8 protein-coding genes and 2 pseudogenes are annotated in these 15727 nt (G+C 68.7%); 6 read left to right on the top strand and 4 right to left on the bottom strand.

All coding sequences use genetic code 11. The annotated features are described in order from the left end of the window. Positions 1-14: 14 nt before the first annotated feature. Positions 15-755 (top strand): polyphosphate--glucose phosphotransferase, encoded by a 741-nt coding sequence (ppgK, locus tag J8M50_RS30905; protein ID WP_010352777.1) that lies wholly within the window; start codon positions 15-17, stop codon positions 753-755. Between the two features lie 4 nt (positions 756-759). Here the strand turns inward: ppgK and J8M50_RS49805 are convergent, their stop codons facing one another. After that, a complete protein-coding gene (locus J8M50_RS49805) occupies positions 760-1548 on the bottom strand; it encodes a DUF6542 domain-containing protein (RefSeq protein WP_308010572.1) in 789 nt (262 codons plus the stop codon). A 264-nt stretch (positions 1549-1812) separates the two neighbouring features. Between J8M50_RS49805 and ychF the strand changes: the two genes are divergently transcribed. From ychF to J8M50_RS30925, 3 genes and pseudogenes are all read left to right on the top strand, one after another. Continuing rightward, positions 1813-2901, top strand: a complete 1089-nt coding sequence (ychF, locus tag J8M50_RS30915; RefSeq protein WP_010352780.1) for a redox-regulated ATPase YchF — start codon at positions 1813-1815, stop codon at positions 2899-2901. A gap of 249 nt (positions 2902-3150) precedes the next feature. Further along, positions 3151-3435 carry a hypothetical protein gene (locus J8M50_RS30920; RefSeq protein ID WP_010352781.1) on the top strand — a complete coding sequence of 95 codons (285 nt, stop codon included), beginning with the start codon at positions 3151-3153 and terminating at the stop codon, positions 3433-3435. Further along, positions 3417-3868: pseudogene (locus J8M50_RS30925) on the top strand (hypothetical protein). Before J8M50_RS30920 ends, J8M50_RS30925 begins: the two are co-directional and overlap by 19 nt. Positions 3869-4201: 333 nt before the next feature. Here J8M50_RS30925 and J8M50_RS30930 read toward each other — a convergent pair. Both J8M50_RS30930 and txtE read right to left on the bottom strand, forming a co-directional pair. After that, positions 4202-5374 (bottom strand): nitric oxide synthase oxygenase, encoded by a 1173-nt coding sequence (locus J8M50_RS30930; protein WP_013000941.1) that lies wholly within the window; start codon positions 5372-5374, stop codon positions 4202-4204. A 63-nt stretch (positions 5375-5437) separates the two neighbouring features. Next, a complete protein-coding gene (txtE, locus tag J8M50_RS30935) occupies positions 5438-6658 on the bottom strand; it encodes a 4-nitrotryptophan synthase (RefSeq protein WP_010352784.1) in 1221 nt (406 codons plus the stop codon). 1321 nt (positions 6659-7979) lie between these two features. On the opposite strand from txtE, the pseudogene J8M50_RS30940 reads away from it, so the two are divergent. Further along, positions 7980-8243: pseudogene (locus J8M50_RS30940) on the top strand (zinc ribbon domain-containing protein); the annotation flags it as partial. 577 nt (positions 8244-8820) lie between these two features. On the opposite strand, the gene txtR reads toward J8M50_RS30940, so the two are convergent. Next, positions 8821-9771: a cellobiose-binding transcriptional regulator TxtR gene (gene txtR, locus J8M50_RS49810; protein ID WP_223786355.1), complete on the bottom strand. Its 951-nt coding sequence runs from the start codon at positions 9769-9771 to the stop codon at positions 8821-8823. 1569 nt (positions 9772-11340) lie between these two features. On the opposite strand from txtR, the gene txtA reads away from it, so the two are divergent. Continuing rightward, a complete protein-coding gene (gene txtA / locus J8M50_RS30950) occupies positions 11341-15717 on the top strand; it encodes a thaxtomin non-ribosomal peptide synthetase TxtA (protein WP_010350605.1) in 4377 nt (1458 codons plus the stop codon). The last annotated feature ends 10 nt before the right edge of the window (positions 15718-15727 follow it).

Here is a 15727-nt window from a genome sequence, read left to right on the forward strand (position 1 = left end):
CGTAACGTGGAGCCATGCAGATCTTCGGTGTGGACATCGGCGGTTCCGGGATCAAGGGCGCTCCTGTGGACCTGGACAGGGGCGACCTCGCGGAGGAGCGCCACAAAGTGCTCACCCCGCACCCGGCGACGCCGGACGCGGTGGCCGACGGCGTCAAGGAGGTCGTCGACCACTTCGGCTGGACGGGGCCTGTGGGGCTCACCTTCCCGGGCGTGGTGACCGGCGGATCCACGGTGCGTACGGCGGCGAACGTCGACAAGAGCTGGATCGACCTGGACGCGCGGGCGCTGTTCACCGAGCGGCTCGGGGGGCTGCCGGTGACGGTCGTGAACGACGCGGACGCGGCGGGCGTCGCCGAGGTCAACTTCGGCGCCGGGCAAGGGCGCAAGGGGACGGTCATCCTCCTCACCTTCGGCACCGGCATAGGCAGCGCCCTCTTCGTCGACGGCGCGCTCGTGCCCAACACGGAGCTGGGCCACCTCGAACTGCACGGTCACGACGCGGAGACCCGCGCCTCCAGCAAGGCCAGGGAGGACGGCGAGCTGACGTGGGAGCACTGGGCCCACCGGGTGACCAAGTACCTGGCGCACGTGGAGATGCTCTTCTCGCCGGAGCTGTTCATCATCGGCGGCGGGGTGAGCCGTAAGGCGGAGAAGTTCCTGCCGTACGTCCAGGGGATCACGGCGGAGATCGTGCCGGCGCAGTTGCAGAACAACGCGGGGATCGTGGGGGCGGCGATGCGCGCGGCGGGGTAGCGGGTCAGCGGCCGGGGGACGCCGGGTGCCTTTCTGCCGGGCGGGGCCGGAACCGGCGTACGGCGACCACCACCAGCGCGGCCAGCGTCCCCCCGTACAGCCAGCCCGCCTGCGTCGCCAGCGCCGTCACCAGGCCCATCAGGGTGGCGCCCACGCCGTCGCCGTCGTCCGTGACGAAGACGATGCCGACGGCGAAGGCGATCGGCAGCACGACCGGGGCGGAGATCAGGTCGCCGCGGCGGGTCCAGAGGGCCGTCAGCAGGCAGACCGGCAGGTAGAGCACGGCGTACACGGTCGTGGAGTCGCCGACCAGGAGGTTGACGAGGAGGCCGAGGGCGGTCATCAGGGTGGCGCTGAAGAGGCCGCTGCCCAGGCCGGTGAGGCGGGGGGTGGGGTAGCGGGGGGTGGGGGTCTGGCGGGCGTGGGGGGAGTGGGTGCGGCGGGGCGGGGGTGGCTGCGGGGTCGTGCCGGGGGTGGGAGCGGGGCGGCGGGGGGTGTTGCGGTTCTGGGCGGGGGATTTGCGGCGTACGGCGGCGAGTGGGGGATTGCTGCGTACGGGGCTGGCGTCGCCGTTGCGGCTGGCGCGTACGGGGGCGGGGTCGCCGTTGCGGTTGGTCCGTACGGGAGTTGAGGCACCCTTCCCGTCGGTGTCCTTCCCGCCAGGTGGCCGTTCCCTCTTCGCGGGGCGGGGGACGTCTCCCCTGGGGCCGAGGAGGCTCAGCGCGTCGACGGTCGCCTCGGTGAACTCGTCTGCGCCGGTGCCGTTCGGGCGGGACCTGCCGTTGCCTGCCATGCCGGGCACCTCCACGCGGTCTCGCACCGGGCTGTCACCCACGGACGGGTCGGTGCACTCGTCCACGTTAGGTCGGTTTATGTGGCGAATCCGGTGCGGGACACGCCGTCGGACCGGGCCTGTGCATGCGTTCGAGACGGACGGCGGGGCGGGGACGCGTACCGCTTAGACTGGGGGATCGGCCGGGTTTCCGGGCCGCGCCGGGGTCACCGGCCGGGTCCCACCGCCCCGGCTCCTGGCCCTCCACTCACGGGAAGTCGCAACGTGTCGCTCACGATCGGAATCGTCGGTCTGCCGAATGTCGGCAAGTCGACCATGTTCAACGCCCTGACCAAGAACGACGTGCTGGCGGCCAACTACCCGTTCGCCACGATCGAGCCGAACGTCGGCGTGGTCGGCGTCCCGGACGCGCGTCTCGCGAAGCTGGCCGAGATCTTCGGCTCGCAGAAGATCCTCCCGGCGACCGTCGACTTCGTCGACATCGCGGGCATCGTGCGCGGCGCGTCCGAAGGCGAGGGCCTCGGGAACAAGTTCCTCGCGAACATCCGTGAGTCCGACGCGATCTGCCAGGTCATCCGCGCCTTCCAGGACGAGAACGTCGTCCACGTCGACGGCAAGGTCTCGCCGAAGGACGACATCGAGACGATCAACACCGAGCTGATCCTCGCCGACCTCCAGACGATCGAGAAGGTCCTGCCGCGGCTCCAGCGGGAGTCGCGCATCAAGAAGGACATCGGGCCGAAGGTCGCGGCGGTCGAGGCGGCGAAGGAGATCCTGGAGAAGGGCGACACCCTGTTCTCCGCGGGCATCGTCCAGGGCTCCGGCAACGAGGAACTCCTCCACGACCTGCACCTCCTCACCACCAAGCCCTTCCTCTACGTCTTCAACGTCGACGAGGACGAACTGACCGACGAGGACTTCAAGAACGAGCAGCGCGCCCTGGTCGCCCCCGCCGAGGCGATCTTCCTCAACGCCAAGCTGGAGGCGGACCTCGCCGAGCTCGACGAGGAGGAGGCGATGGAGCTCCTGGAGTCGGTCGGCGTCGAGGAGCCCGGCATGGCGACGCTGGCCCGCGTCGGCTTCGACACCCTGGGCCTCCAGACCTACCTGACGGCAGGCCCCAAGGAATCCCGGGCCTGGACCATCAAGAAGGGCGCCACCGCCCCCGAGGCGGCCGGCGTCATCCACACGGACTTCCAGAAGGGCTTCATCAAGGCGGAGGTCATCTCCTTCGCGGACCTGGTGGAGACGGGGTCGGTGGCGGAGGCGCGGGCGAAGGGGAAGGCGCGGATGGAGGGCAAGGAGTACGTGATGCAGGACGGGGATGTCGTGGAGTTCCGCTTCAATGTGTAGCGGGTGACGTACCGCCACGTCACTGATCTGGCAAACATGCAGGTCAATAGGGGTTCGGCTCTTCGGGGTCGGGCCCCTGGTTTTTTTCCGTGCTGGGATGGTGCCAGGAAACCTGACCCGTCGTCACCTGCCGTCACCCCTACTCATCCCTACCGTGCTGCGGTTGTGCCGGGATGGCGGTCGGCTCCGGTGCCGAGTCCCAGGCGCGGGCCGCAGCGCTTTTCCTACTCGTTTGACACGCTTGGGGTCATGGCTGAGACGACGTACGGCATCGCGGAGGGGCCAGCGACGCGGGTAAACCTGTCGCTGCCGGAGGGGACCGCCGAGGCGATCCGGGCGCGGGTGGGCAAGCGGGAGTTCTCCGCGTACATCGCCGCGGCGGTCGAGCGTGAGCTGCGCGGCCAGGTGCTGGACGAGTACCTGGCGGACTACGAGAACCGTAAGGAGCCGGGCTCCGAGCAAGCCCGGCAGCGGGCGCGGCACGTCTTCGACGAGGTGTTCGCCGAGGAGGCCGAGTGGCCCGCCGCAAGCTGAGTCACGAGGGGACGCTGGTCCTCGGCAGCGGGGGGTTTCGAAGCTGCTCGCCGACGACGAGCAAGTGGTGGCTCTGGTTGCCGAGGCCCGCTCGCGCGGCATGGAGGTCGTTATCAGCGCGCTCACCATCATCGAGGCCGTCCACGCCCGTACGAACATGTCTTGCCTGAACCGGGTGCTTTCCGGACTGCGCGTAGTCCCGGTGGGCGACGAGGAGGCGCGGGCGGCCTCGAAGCTGTTGATGGATGCCGGCTTGCGCGGGCACACCTACGCGATTGATGCGGCGGTCGCCGAAGCCGCGCTGCGACAGCACCGCCCTGTGGTCATGTTGACGGCCCCGGCGATGTGCTGGCTGCTTGGCCGCTGGGAGTGGTGGATTGCAGGCGGTACGGGAGTTGGTGAGCGCGATCAGGCTGCAGACGTTGCGCTTTGACCAGTGGGCGCCATGTCCGACGCCGCCGGGTTCGGCATTCAGGTGCCCGCCCATCTGCCCTGGTCCGCTACGGTGACTCGCATCTGGTCAGGCAGTGCGCGCCATAGCTGACCAGCGTCGACGCCGACGCCGACGGGATTGGCTGGCGACCGCCCAGCTGCTGCTAGAGCGAATCGAGTCACGGTGAGGGCGCGCAGGCTCCGGCCTTGGGAGACGTCGTCAGCCACACCTGCGGCCATTCCCACCTCGTCTTCCTGGAGGAGTTCGACAGCCGCCGGCACTGGCGGCCGTCGAGCAGATGCTGCGGGGCGGGGTTGTAGACGCCTCATCACTTCACTGGTGGGGGTAGAAGTTGGGGCGCTGGTCGACGTTGTCGTAGTAACGGTGGAACACGGGGGTGATGCCGCCGGAGAGCGGGGGGACGATCCAGCTCCAGTCTGCGGATACGGTGCGGCCCTGGCGTTCCTCCTTGGCCAGGTGGGCGAGGAAGCGCCGGGACTCCTCGTGGTGGTCGCTGATCCGGACACCTGCGGCCTCGAAGGAGTGCAGGACGGCGACGTTGAGCTCGACCAGGGCGCGGTCGCGCCACAGGGTTGACTCGCTGGTGGTGTCCAGCTGGAGGCAGGCGGCGACGGCGGGGAGCATGTTGTAGCGGTCCTCGTCGACGAGGTTGCGGGCGCCGATCTCCGTGCCCATGTACCAGCCGTTGAACGGGGCGAGCGGGTAGTCCATCCCGCCGATGCGTAGGCGCATGTTGGAGATGACGGGTACGGCGTGCCAGCGCAGGCCCAGTTCGGCCAGGCGTGGGACGTCGGGGTGGGTGATAGGGACCTCCAAGACCAGCTCCCGCGGCAGCTCGAAGAACCGGGGTTTGTCGTCGGGGGTGTCGATGACCAGGGGCAGGACGTCGAACGGCCCTTGGGGGCAGCCCTGCCAGCCGAGGCGGAGGATGGCCTCGGTGAGGTCGGCGGTGCGCGGGTCACCGAGCACGGTGCCGTCGTCGCGGCGGTAGCCGGCGTACCGGATGAGCTGCTCGTTCCACACCTGCGGGCCGGGCCGGCCGGGGGAGTCCGGGGCGAAGACCGAAATCACCGGCCTGATGCGCCCGCCGTTGGTCGCCTGGCGCAGGTGCGTGCACAAGTGCCGGTGGATCTCATCGGGGGCTGTGGCGTCCCGGCGGTCCAGGACGCGCAGGCTGTTCCAGTACAGGCGGCCGATGCAGCGACTGGAGTTGCGCCACGCGACGCGGGCACCGTACACGAGCTCGGCGGTGGTGTGCCGGTAGGTGCCCGTGGCGTCGATGGCGGCGCGGACCTGCTCCAGGCGCCGGGCGAGCGGGACGGGCTGATCGGACTGCTCCGCGTGGAACTGGCGCAGGAACTCCTCAGCCTCATTTGGATCGGCGACGCCGCAGGACTGCGGCGTCGCCGGTTCCGCCGACGGGACCGGGCCAAGGGACGAATCGGGCCCCAGTGCCGGGCACGCTGTCGGGGACGGGGCGGGCAAGGAAGGGCCCAGAGCGACTTCGGAGGTCACGATTCCTCGCAGGGGAGTAGAGCGCTGACCTCGTCAGCGGAGGCTGAGCGGCAGGGAGCGAAGGGAGCGGAATTCGAGGTTCTCGTTCCAGATCGGCTCGCCCGCCGTCCGGATGCCCGGGAAGCGGTTCAGCAGGGCGACGTAGAACCACTTCAGCTGCAGGGAGATGAGCTGCGCGGCGAGACAGGCGTGCACCCCTTGGCCGAACGACAGGTGCCGAGCGCTGTTGGGACGGTCGAGGTCGAAGTCGTTCGGTCGCTCGAACATGTTGGCGTCCCGGTTGGCCGAGCCCAGGAACAGGGCGAGAGTCTGCCCGGCCTCGATCCGTACGCCGCCCATCTCGACGTCCTTGGCCGCGACGCGCCAGGTGAACTGGTTCGAGGCGTTGTAGCGGAGGACCTCGTTCGCCGTGTTGTCCACGCACGCCTGGTCCGCCAGGAAGCGTTCGACCTGCCGCGGGTTGCGGGCGAACGCGAGCGTGCCGCTGCTGAGAGAGCCCGGCGTCGTGGGCGCGAACAACGCGATGAACACCAGCGCCAGCTGGTGCACGGTCTGTTCCGGCGTGGTCTCGGTCAGGCCGTCCTGGGCGGCTGCCAGGCGGGCGATGACGGTGTCCGGCAGGACCTTGCCCCGCATGCCCTGGAGGAGTTCGGAGGCGTACGTGTGCAGGTCGGTGAGCTTTTCCAGGATTATCTCCTGCGTCACCGGCTGATCCTTCGGACCGGAGTGGTACGTCATGATCGTATTCACGCGCGGGATGAGGAATCCGAGGTCCTCCTCGGGGACCCCGAAGGCGTGCACGGCGGAGCGTACGGGGAGTTCGGCAGCCAGGGCGGGGACGGCGTCGATCTCGGTGGCACCGGCCGGGATGGAAGCGACCAGGTCGTGCGCGACCTTCTGGAGGACTTGGTCGTAGTGCTGGTGCGCGGCACGGGTGAAGCCTGCGCGGACGGACCGGCGTAGCGCGTCGTGGAGCGGCGGGTCCGTGTACATCACCACGTTCTTGGTCCAGCGGTGGAAGATGTTGTCCGGCGGCAGCGGCTGTCCGGGGAACTTCGCGGCCAGCACTTCCGTCCCCCGGTCGGCGGTGAGCCGGGGATCCTTCAGCCCGGCGGCGCAGTCGGCGTACGTCAAGACCGCCCAGGCGTTCAGGCGCTCGACCCAGTGGACGGGGCGGCGCTGGGCCAGGTCGGCGTAGACAGGGTAGGGGTCGGGCACGATGGACGGGTCGGCGAGCGGCGAGGGGACGGTCACAGGGGCTTCCTTGGGGTAGTCGAAAAGGGATGCGGAGCCGGGGATCGCGGCAGGAATTCCGGGATGGGAGGCGAGCCCTCGATCCCGTGGTTGTCAGTCGCGGCGCATACGTGTTGACAGGGCGGGCGGCGCGGCATCGCCGGGCGGGATCTCCGGCGACGGGGCGAGCCCGGCCACGGAGCGGAGGAATCCTGTGGCGAGCGGCGGTGATTCGCAGGTGCCGTTCGGCGCGGAGATCGGCTTCTCCGACGAGGACCTGAGCTACTGCGTGCGAGCAACGGGGCTGCTGGATCAAGAAGCGGCCCACAGGAGAACCACGCTCACATGTGTTGCCTGTCCTGGTGACGGAGGCGCCGTGGCACCGGAATTCCTCTCTCTTGAAGATCGTGCGCCGGCACACCTTCATCATGGATAGGCATCCCCGACGAAATCTTGTCGATCGGTGACTGATCCTTAGCTGTTGGATGCCAGTTCCGCTATGCACCTTTCGATACCTTCGCGGACAGGGGACCTGCGCATGGCGCGAGGTGCCGACGAAAGCTGCCGCACCACGAGGCGCCTTGTCATATCCCGGTAAAGCCGGGAGGGAATTGGAGGTTTTCCCTCGTCCTGACAGCGACTGAGCTTGTGAGGTCGTTGGCGTGAGGGACGGACCGGTTCCGGCGAGGCATCCGTCGATGAGTGGGAAACATACCGGATTTCCTCATTCCGTTTCGATGGTCCGGCTGAGGTGCTCGGAGAGTGGTGAAAGCGGTGCGGGACCGCAGCGGCGACCAGAAGCCTTCCGCCGGGTTGAGGCCGGGTGCGTAGGAGACCAGCCGGTAGCGGGTCGGCCAGTCCTGCCGGGCGATGAACTGCCGCATTCCATAAGCGAGATGAACGTTCAGGATGCCCCGATGTTGCGGCAGGCGGCAGAAGACGAGGCGGCGAGGAAGGTGGCGGTTGCATCTGACCGTATATCTCACGGGTGACGTAGCGTCTGAGACGCCGGATGTCGATGGACCGGCTCAGCCTGGGAACACGCAAGCCGCAGTCCGGCCGCACTTTCCCCGGCCGACCCGCAGACCGGGCTCTCCTGGGTCGAGTTGGTCCGTGCCGTCGTGGCTCGTTCCGCCCTTCTGCCCGGCCCGCCGCCGGGGAAGTCGCCGCTGGTCGCCCTGCACAGGCCGGCGGTCGCGGACGAGGTGTTCCGGACGCGACCGCCGGAACCTTCCGGCCTGAGACCTGGCACCGAAGGCACTCACCGTGTGTATCCGGCCGGGCCAGGCCCTCCGGCTCCGCCGAACCGGCCCACCTGGTAGGCGCCGGCCGGCTGCCGGGTGATGACCAAGGGATCGCCGTGGAGGACCTGTCGGTGGCGGGACTGGCCCGCACGAAGCTGACCAAGTCCGTGCACGACGCCGGGTGGCCATCGTTCCTCAGCATGCTGGAGTACAAAGCGGAACGGTACGGCCGCACCCTGGTCAGGATCGGCCGGTTCACACCGACCTCCCAGACCTGCTCCAGGCCGCGAGGGAGTTGCCGTAGCAGTCGAGATGCGGATCCATGGGGATCCCCTGACCGAGTCGCAGTTACGCCCTACTGACCGCGCAGCCCCGCAACGTGGGACACCGAAGGCTGTGTGATGTGGCGGGAGTTCGCGACCGGCCCGCAGGCGGTCGGCAGTGCATGAGCTGCATGACGGCTGTGCCCAGGGCCATCGATCCGTGCCGCCTAGCCCCGGGCCGCGTAGTGGCACAGCAACGATCGAGAAGGCGGGAACCCTCCGGCTTCAGCCCGAGGTGCAAGTCACATCACCTGGCCAGGAGTGCTCGTAAGTTGCGTGCGTGCCGGTGGAGGCGTCCACGGTGTCCGATGCTTCGCGCAGTGCGGGCACGTCCCGGGTGGGCGACCGAAGAGCGCACGCGAGGAGGTGCGGCGTCGGCACTCCGGTGACCAGGACGCTCCCCTTCGGCCCGGTGGAGTGACCGAGGTGTGTCGTGTGGTGGCGTCTGAGCTGCATGGTGCGGGGGCAGGCCTCCCGTGCCGGGACCGTGCTGACTCGGCTCGTCCACGACCACGTTTCGGGGCCCTGGTCCTTTCTCGGGCCGGGGTGGCGCCGGGAACCCCGTGCCGAACCGTGGGCGACACGTCGTCCCTGCCGCCGTCATGCCCTCGCCGTTTCAGGTGAAACAGTGCTGCTTCCGGTAATCGCGGGGCGACATTCCGTAGGCGCAGCGGAAGTGTCTGCTCAGCATCGCGGCATCCAGCATCCCCCAGTCCGCCGCCAGCTCATTGATCTTCCGGTGCCCCAGGCTCGGATCCCTCAGATCGCATGCGAAACGCTCCAGGCGACGGCGTTTGACATAGCTCATGACGCTTTCCCCGATCGGTCCGAAAACTCGATGTAACTGACGCACCGATATGTTGTGTTCGGCCGCGAGGGTCGCCGGGCTGATCTCGGGGTCGGCCAACTGCCGGTCGATCGACTCCTGAACCGCGATCAGAAGTGGATCGCATCCCCCAGAGTAATGCTTTCCGAGCTCGGCATATGCGATTCGCGTCGCGGAGATCGCCAGGATGCGCACGACCTCCTCCATATACGAGGACAGAATCCCATCGGTTTTCATCATCTCCACAGCCAGGGTATTCAAGAACGAAAAAAGAAATCCGGATCCGGGACCCTTGGCAGCATCCGTCACGATAAAAGTCCCCCGAGGCGACACCGGGAGTCCATCCTTCGCTTCGTCGGCGAAACGCAGTACGAGGAGTCGCGAAGCAACGGGCACATTCATCGAAAAGGGAACGTCGCCGTCCGTCATAACCAGCGTCCCCGCGTCGATCTCCGTACCGTTTCCGGTACCAGCGATGAACGCCATTCCTGACAGTACGCATATGACTGTTCTCTGCGGCGTCAAGGCCGCCTCCGAGTTGATTGCCTCGAACTCGATGACGGCTGGACCGGAATCTATGATCGTCACCTTGACCCCGCCGGCCTTGAAAGATTTTATCTGCATGCCTGAGCTCGACAAAAGGCAGTACCTTGCGCTCGGCGCGTCGGCCGGAAATCGAGTGAAGCAAGATGCTTCCCCCTTCTCGGCTCCGAGCGCGACAAACAGTTCAGAACAGGCCACGGCGAGATCCTCCGCAAGGAACGAACCCAGTCGTTCACCCGCTTAGTTTGATTGAAATTTCAACTACCAGGTCAATCGGGTCTGGCGCCGGAGGCGGGAGAATCCTGGTCACAACCCGCGGGTGCGATCGATGCTCCTCGCGCGCCGCAGACGGGTCAGGTGTGCTGACATTCCGCTGCGGACGTCTCCATCGTGGGTGCGTGGACCCTCGGATCCACGTTGGGTGACTTGCTCACCCGCTGCGTCGACCGAGGGGAGGTGCGATCTGACAGGCCTGTGGCCAGCCGTCTCCGCCGGCTGGCGTCAGGCAGTCACCCGGGTCACTGCATCGCACCGCATAAACGCTCCTGCGCCGGAGTCCGTGGCGACGCCCGAGCGAGCCTCGCTCGCACGGCATGCCGCCGCCCGGGCCAGGGTGGCCGTAACGGTCGCGCCCCGTTTCTCCATGCCGTGGCCAGCGCCTCCGGAAACAGTGCGGAGAGAGAAACTCCGTCGCCGCGATCGGGTTTCCAGGTCTGTCCGAGGCAAATTTGTCCATCAGGTTTTCCTCACTCATCACGAGGCCACGAACGGCCGTAAGGGGAAGGGGCCGTGCGCGTCTTCGCTTACTGAGTCCGTGCGAGTCCGTCACTGCTCATCAGGAGGTGCTGCGCTGTACAAGAGAGCGCTGTGGGAGCGCTCCCGCTTATTGACAGTGCCCTGCGGGTGGCAGTCCAGTCAAGTACCTACTGATTGACCGGAGTTGTGTGTTGGCTCCTGAGGGTGCGCACACAGGAGCATTGTCTTGGCGGGCGGTGCGCAAGCCACCTGCGGGATTGTCGGCGCAGCCGTACGTGCGTTCATCGAACTCGCCCGTTGGGTTTACCTCACCAGCTATCCGCTCAACTGCACTCACTCGCTACGCCGGGGTGGTTGACTGAGGCGACGGCCCGCCGGACGGACGGAGTCGTCGAGCGCGAGCGCTGCCGATGCGGGAAGTCACAGGCAGCTCCCTGCGCTTTCCTCCGGTCGCGGAAGTCTGGTCTTCCTGTGTCGAATTTGTTTGTCGAAATTTTGCGAGGTGGCGGGGGCTGCAGGACCCCGGGCGCGGATCACCACCTCACCGTTGCCCGACCCCGCTGGATCGTCGGCACGTGGCCTCCTCGCAGTAGCTCCCGCTGCAAACGGAAGCCTGGCGTCCAGAGGCAACGACGCGGTCACTGACCGACAAGACTGCGCCGCGGAAACAACCCCATGATGCTTATGTTCCAACGTGCGAGAACCATTCACAGGGGGATTCCCGGTGCTACGACACCTGCTTCATCGGGACGGACAAGACATTCTGAGAACGGTTCTCCTGCAACCGCTTCTCGATCCGGCGGCCCGTCGGCCGCACGCGGTGGCTCGGGTTCTCGTAGGAGAAGCCGGCACCCGTACCCCGTGGCCCCCCGAACCGTCGTCGCTCACCACTCCTGGCGCCACTCGGCCCCACGTAGGCCCGACGTCTTTCCCCTCCCCTGCTTCCGCTTTCCATGCCATCGGCTTGAGCGCGCCCACGGGCGGCTCGACGACAGAGAGGAACGGATACCTGTGTCGCACCTGACCGGTGAAGATCTCCCGGAGGGAGCGCTCGCCACGACGTGGCCGAGTCTCCTCGAAGCGCGGGTGGCCGACACACCTGACGCCATCGCGCTCGTCGCCGGGGACACGGCGCTCACGTACGCGCAGTTCAATGCCCGTGCGAACCGGCTCGCCCGGTGGCTGAAGTACCTCGGCGCCGGGCCGGAGCGGTCGGTCGGGCTGGTGCTGGGCAGGTCCGCGGACTTCTTCCTGTGCGCGACGGCCGTGCTCAAGTGCGGGGCCGCGTACCTGCCGCTGGATCCGAACTACCCCGTGGAGCGACTGTCCTTCATGGCCCGGGACGCAGCACCCGTGGTGCTGGTGACGACGTCGGACGTCCGGGGCGACCTTCTGGGCCAGCTGCCCACCGGCAGCCTCGTGGTACTGGACGACGAGGCCACCGAGGACGTACTGCGCCGTCTGCCGGACCACGACATGGAGGACGGGGAACGTTTGGAGCCACTGCGCCCCGCGAGTCCCGCCTACATCATCTACACCTCCGGCTCCACGGGGATCCCCAAGGGAGTCGTCGTCACCCACCAAGGCGTCGCGAGCCTGATCGCGACCCAGCGTCGTCGCCTCGCCGTCACCGGCGCCTCACGCGTGCTCGCCTTCTCGTCCCCGAGTTTCGACGCCAGTTTCTGGGAGATGTCGATGGCGCTGCTGGCCGGGGCCGCGCTCGTGGTCGGCAGGCCGGGGCGGCTGCTGCCCGACGCCGAACTGGCCGCGTTGATCGCGGACCACGGAGTCACTCATGTCACTCTCCCGCCCTCGGTCGCGGGTGCGCTGGGCCCCGACATGCTGCCTCCGAGCGTGACGCTGGTCGTCGCGGGCGAAGCGTGCCCGGCGGCTCTCGTGCAGCGCTGGCGCCCGCACCGGACGATGGTGAACGCCTACGGCCCGACGGAGTCCACCGTCTGCGCCACCATGAGCGATCCGCTGGCCGACGACGTGGCGCCGCCGGTCGGCCGGGCGGTGGACGGCACCCGGATCCATGTCCTCGACGACCGCCTCGCACCGGTTGTGCCGGGAGCGGTCGGCGAGATCTACATCGCGGGGCACAGCCTGGCACGCGGGTACCTCGAGCGGCCGGGTCTGACCGCGCAGCGGTTCGTGGCGGACCCCTTCGGCCCGGCCGGCAGCCGTATGTACCGCAGCGGTGACCTCGGCCGCTGGACCCGTTCAGGAGACCTGGAGTTCGTCGGCAGGGCGGACGACCAGGTCAAGGTACGCGGCTTCCGTATCGAGCCGGGCGAGATCGAATCCGTCATCGCCGGGTGCCGCGGGGTCCGGCAGGCCGCCGTCGTCCTGCGTGAGGACCGGCCCGGAGAGCCATACCTCGCCGCCTACGTCATACCCGAGAACGCGGCCGCCGACGAGGCGGCCGGCGAGGAACCGGACGGTCAACTCGATGCCTGGCGACGGCTCTACGACGATCTGTACGGCCGAGCCGACACCGCCGACTTCGGCGAGGACTTCTCCGGCTGGGTGAGCAGTTATGGCGGGCGGCCGATCGAGGGGATGCGCGAATGGCGTGAGCAGACCGTGCGGCAGATCCGCGAACTGGCTCCGCGCCGCGTACTGGAGATCGGCTGCGGTTCCGGTCTGCTGCTCTCGCAGCTGGCGGGTGACTGCGAAAGCTACTGGGGCACCGACATCTCCGGGGCCCTGATCGAGCGGCTGCGCGGGCAGGTCGCCGAGCGCCCCGGCCTCGCGGACCGGGTCGTCCTGCATCAGCTCTCCGCCCATGAGCTGGGGAGTCTGCCCAGCGGCGGCTTCGACACCGTCGTGCTCAACTCCGTGATCCAGTACTTTCCCTCAGGCGATTACCTGTTCGACCTACTGCGCGAGGTGTCCCGGCTCCTGGTACCCGGGGGCGCGGTGTTCCTCGGCGACGTCCGTAACCTTCGTCTGCTGCGCACCTTCCACGCCGGGGGGCTGCTGGCGGCGGCCACGCACACCGACACTCCGCAGACGGTCTGCGCGGCGATCGACCGGGCCATGGCGCAGGAGAAGGAACTGCTCGTGGACCCGGAGTTCTTCACGACGGCCGTCGGCGCGCTGCCCGGCATGACGCTGGAGTCGTGCACGCTCAAACGGGGCGGGTACGACAACGAACTCAGCCGCTATCGCTACGAGGTGGTGCTGCGCAAGCATGCCGGGCCTGCCGATGACACCGGGCCCACGGACGACGCGGGGCCGGTCGTGCGACTGCGGTGGGACGGCGAGATGGCGAGCCTGGCCGACGTCGCCGATCGGCTGCGTCGTGGGAAACCGGAGCGGTTGTGCGTCACCGGGATCCCCAACGGCCGGGTGGCCGGCGAGCATGCCGCGACACTCGCGCTGTTCGACCGGCGCCCCCTGCACGAGGTGCTGTCCCTGGGGCAGGCTCCGGCGGGCGTGGCACCGGAGGACCTGCGCCGGCTGGGCGCGGAACTGGGCTACCGGGTCGACTGCACCTGGTCGTCCGAGGACGACGCCCTGATCGACGCTTCCTTCACACGCGCCGGAGCGCTCGTGCCGCGTCCCGCCCCCCGGACCGACGCGGAGCCGGACGGTTTCTCCCCGGCCCGGTTCACCAACAGGCCGGCGTTCGCCCGCCCCGACTCCCAGACGATGGCCTCTCTTCCCGGGCAGGTCGCGGCGAAGCTGCCGGCCTTCATGGTCCCGGAGGTCTTCGTCCCGCTCGACAGGCTGCCGGTCACGGTGAACGGAAAGCTCGACCGCGGCGCCCTGCCCCGGCCGCGGCGCGCCGCCCATGCCTCGGGACGTCCGCCCAGGACCGCCCGCGAGGAGGTACTGGCGGCGATCTTCGCCGACGTACTCGCGACAGCCGACGTCACAGCCGACAGCGACTTCTTCGCCGTCGGCGGCAACTCCCTGCTGGCCACCCGACTCGCCGCCGAGGTCCGGCGGCGCCTGAACACCGAGATGCCGCTGTCGTGGCTGTTCGAGTCGCCCACCGTCGGCGCGCTCGCCGCCCGCTTCGACGCGGGGGACGAGGCCAGGCCGCTGCCCGTGCCGAGCGAGTACGCCTCCGGCAGCACGGCGCCGTTGTCGGCCCAGCAGATGCAGATGTGGCACGAGTACCGCCGAAGCCTGTGTCGCGACATGTTCAACGTGCCGCTGTCGCAGCGGCTGACCGGTGCCGTCGACGCCGAGGCACTGCGCGCCGCCCTCGCCGATGTCGTCACCCGGCACGTTCCGCTGCGCACGCTCGTCCAGGACGACGGCAGCGGTCCGTGTGCGGTGATCACGGAAGCCACCGCGGACGACATCCCATGGACGGAGACCAGGACCACGCCCGAGCGGCTGTCCGAGGATCTCGCGCACGCCGCCCGCCGCCACTTCGACCTCGAGACCGAGATCCCGCTGCGGGCCGTACTGTTCACGCTCGGCCCGGACGAGTCCGTACTGCTGCTGGTCATGCATCACATCGCCGCCGACGGCTGGTCCTTCGGCCCCCTGCTGGAGGACCTGGTCCGCGCCTACCGCGCCCGGACCGAGGGGCGCGCACCACAGTGGGAGCCGCTGTCCTTCGGCTACCTCGACTACGTCGCCTGGCAGCGCCGGCTGCTCGGCGCCACGGACGACCCGAGCGACGTCGCGCTGCGCCAGGCGGAGTACTGGAGGAAGACGCTGCACGGTGCCGACGACAGGCCGGTCCTGGAGACCGACAGCCCGGCGCCGGCCCAGCAGGACTTTGCCGGCAGGTCCCTCGATCTTCCGCTCGAAGTCGGCGGCCACCGGGTGCTGACAGCCGCGGCCCGTGAGCACGGTGTCACCGTCTTCATGATCCTGCACGCCGCGCTCGTCGCACTGCTCGCCCGCAGGGGAGCAGGAGGGGACGTCACCGTCGTGACCGCGGTGGCCGGCCGGACCGACACCCAGTTCGAACCGCTGGTGGGCCTCTTCGCCAACACCTTGGCGCTGCGCACCGACACGTCGGGCAACCCCACCTTCCGCGAACTGCTGGACCGGGTCCGCGTGACCGATCTCGGTGCCTATGCCCACCAGGACCTGCTCTTCGAGCGCCTGGCCGACGTGCCACCGCCCCAGGTGTCACTCGTCCTGCGCACGGTCGCAGCTCCGCCGGCCGACCTGCCGGGCCTCACCATCAGTCCCGGCCCACGGCCGGCGAGCGAATCCGCCCGCTATCCGGTGCTGTGGACCGTGGAGCATCTGGCCTCCGCCGCGGACGGCGGGACGCTGCGCAGCCACATCCAGTACCAGAGCGGGCTGCTGCGCGACGACACGGTCGTCCGGCTCGCCCAGCAGTACGAAGTCGTGCTGTCCCTGTTGTTGAAGGATCCCGATCTCCGCGTCCAGGACCTCCCACTGCAGTGACTCCCAGGGC

This window comes from Streptomyces acidiscabies, from assembly GCF_020010905.1.
GTDB classification, from domain to species: domain Bacteria; phylum Actinomycetota; class Actinomycetes; order Streptomycetales; family Streptomycetaceae; genus Streptomyces; species Streptomyces acidiscabies.

Bases quoted from the DNA above. Each gene is read 5' to 3' on its own strand.
- ppgK (WP_010352777.1), top strand. From the start codon at position 15: ATGCAGATCTTCGGTGTGGACATCGGCGGTTCCGGGATCAAGGGCGCT.
- J8M50_RS49805 (WP_308010572.1), bottom strand. From the start codon at position 1,548: ATGGCAGGCAACGGCAGGTCCCGCCCGAACGGCACCGGCGCAGACGAG.
- J8M50_RS30920 (WP_010352781.1), top strand. From the start codon at position 3,151: ATGGCTGAGACGACGTACGGCATCGCGGAGGGGCCAGCGACGCGGGTA.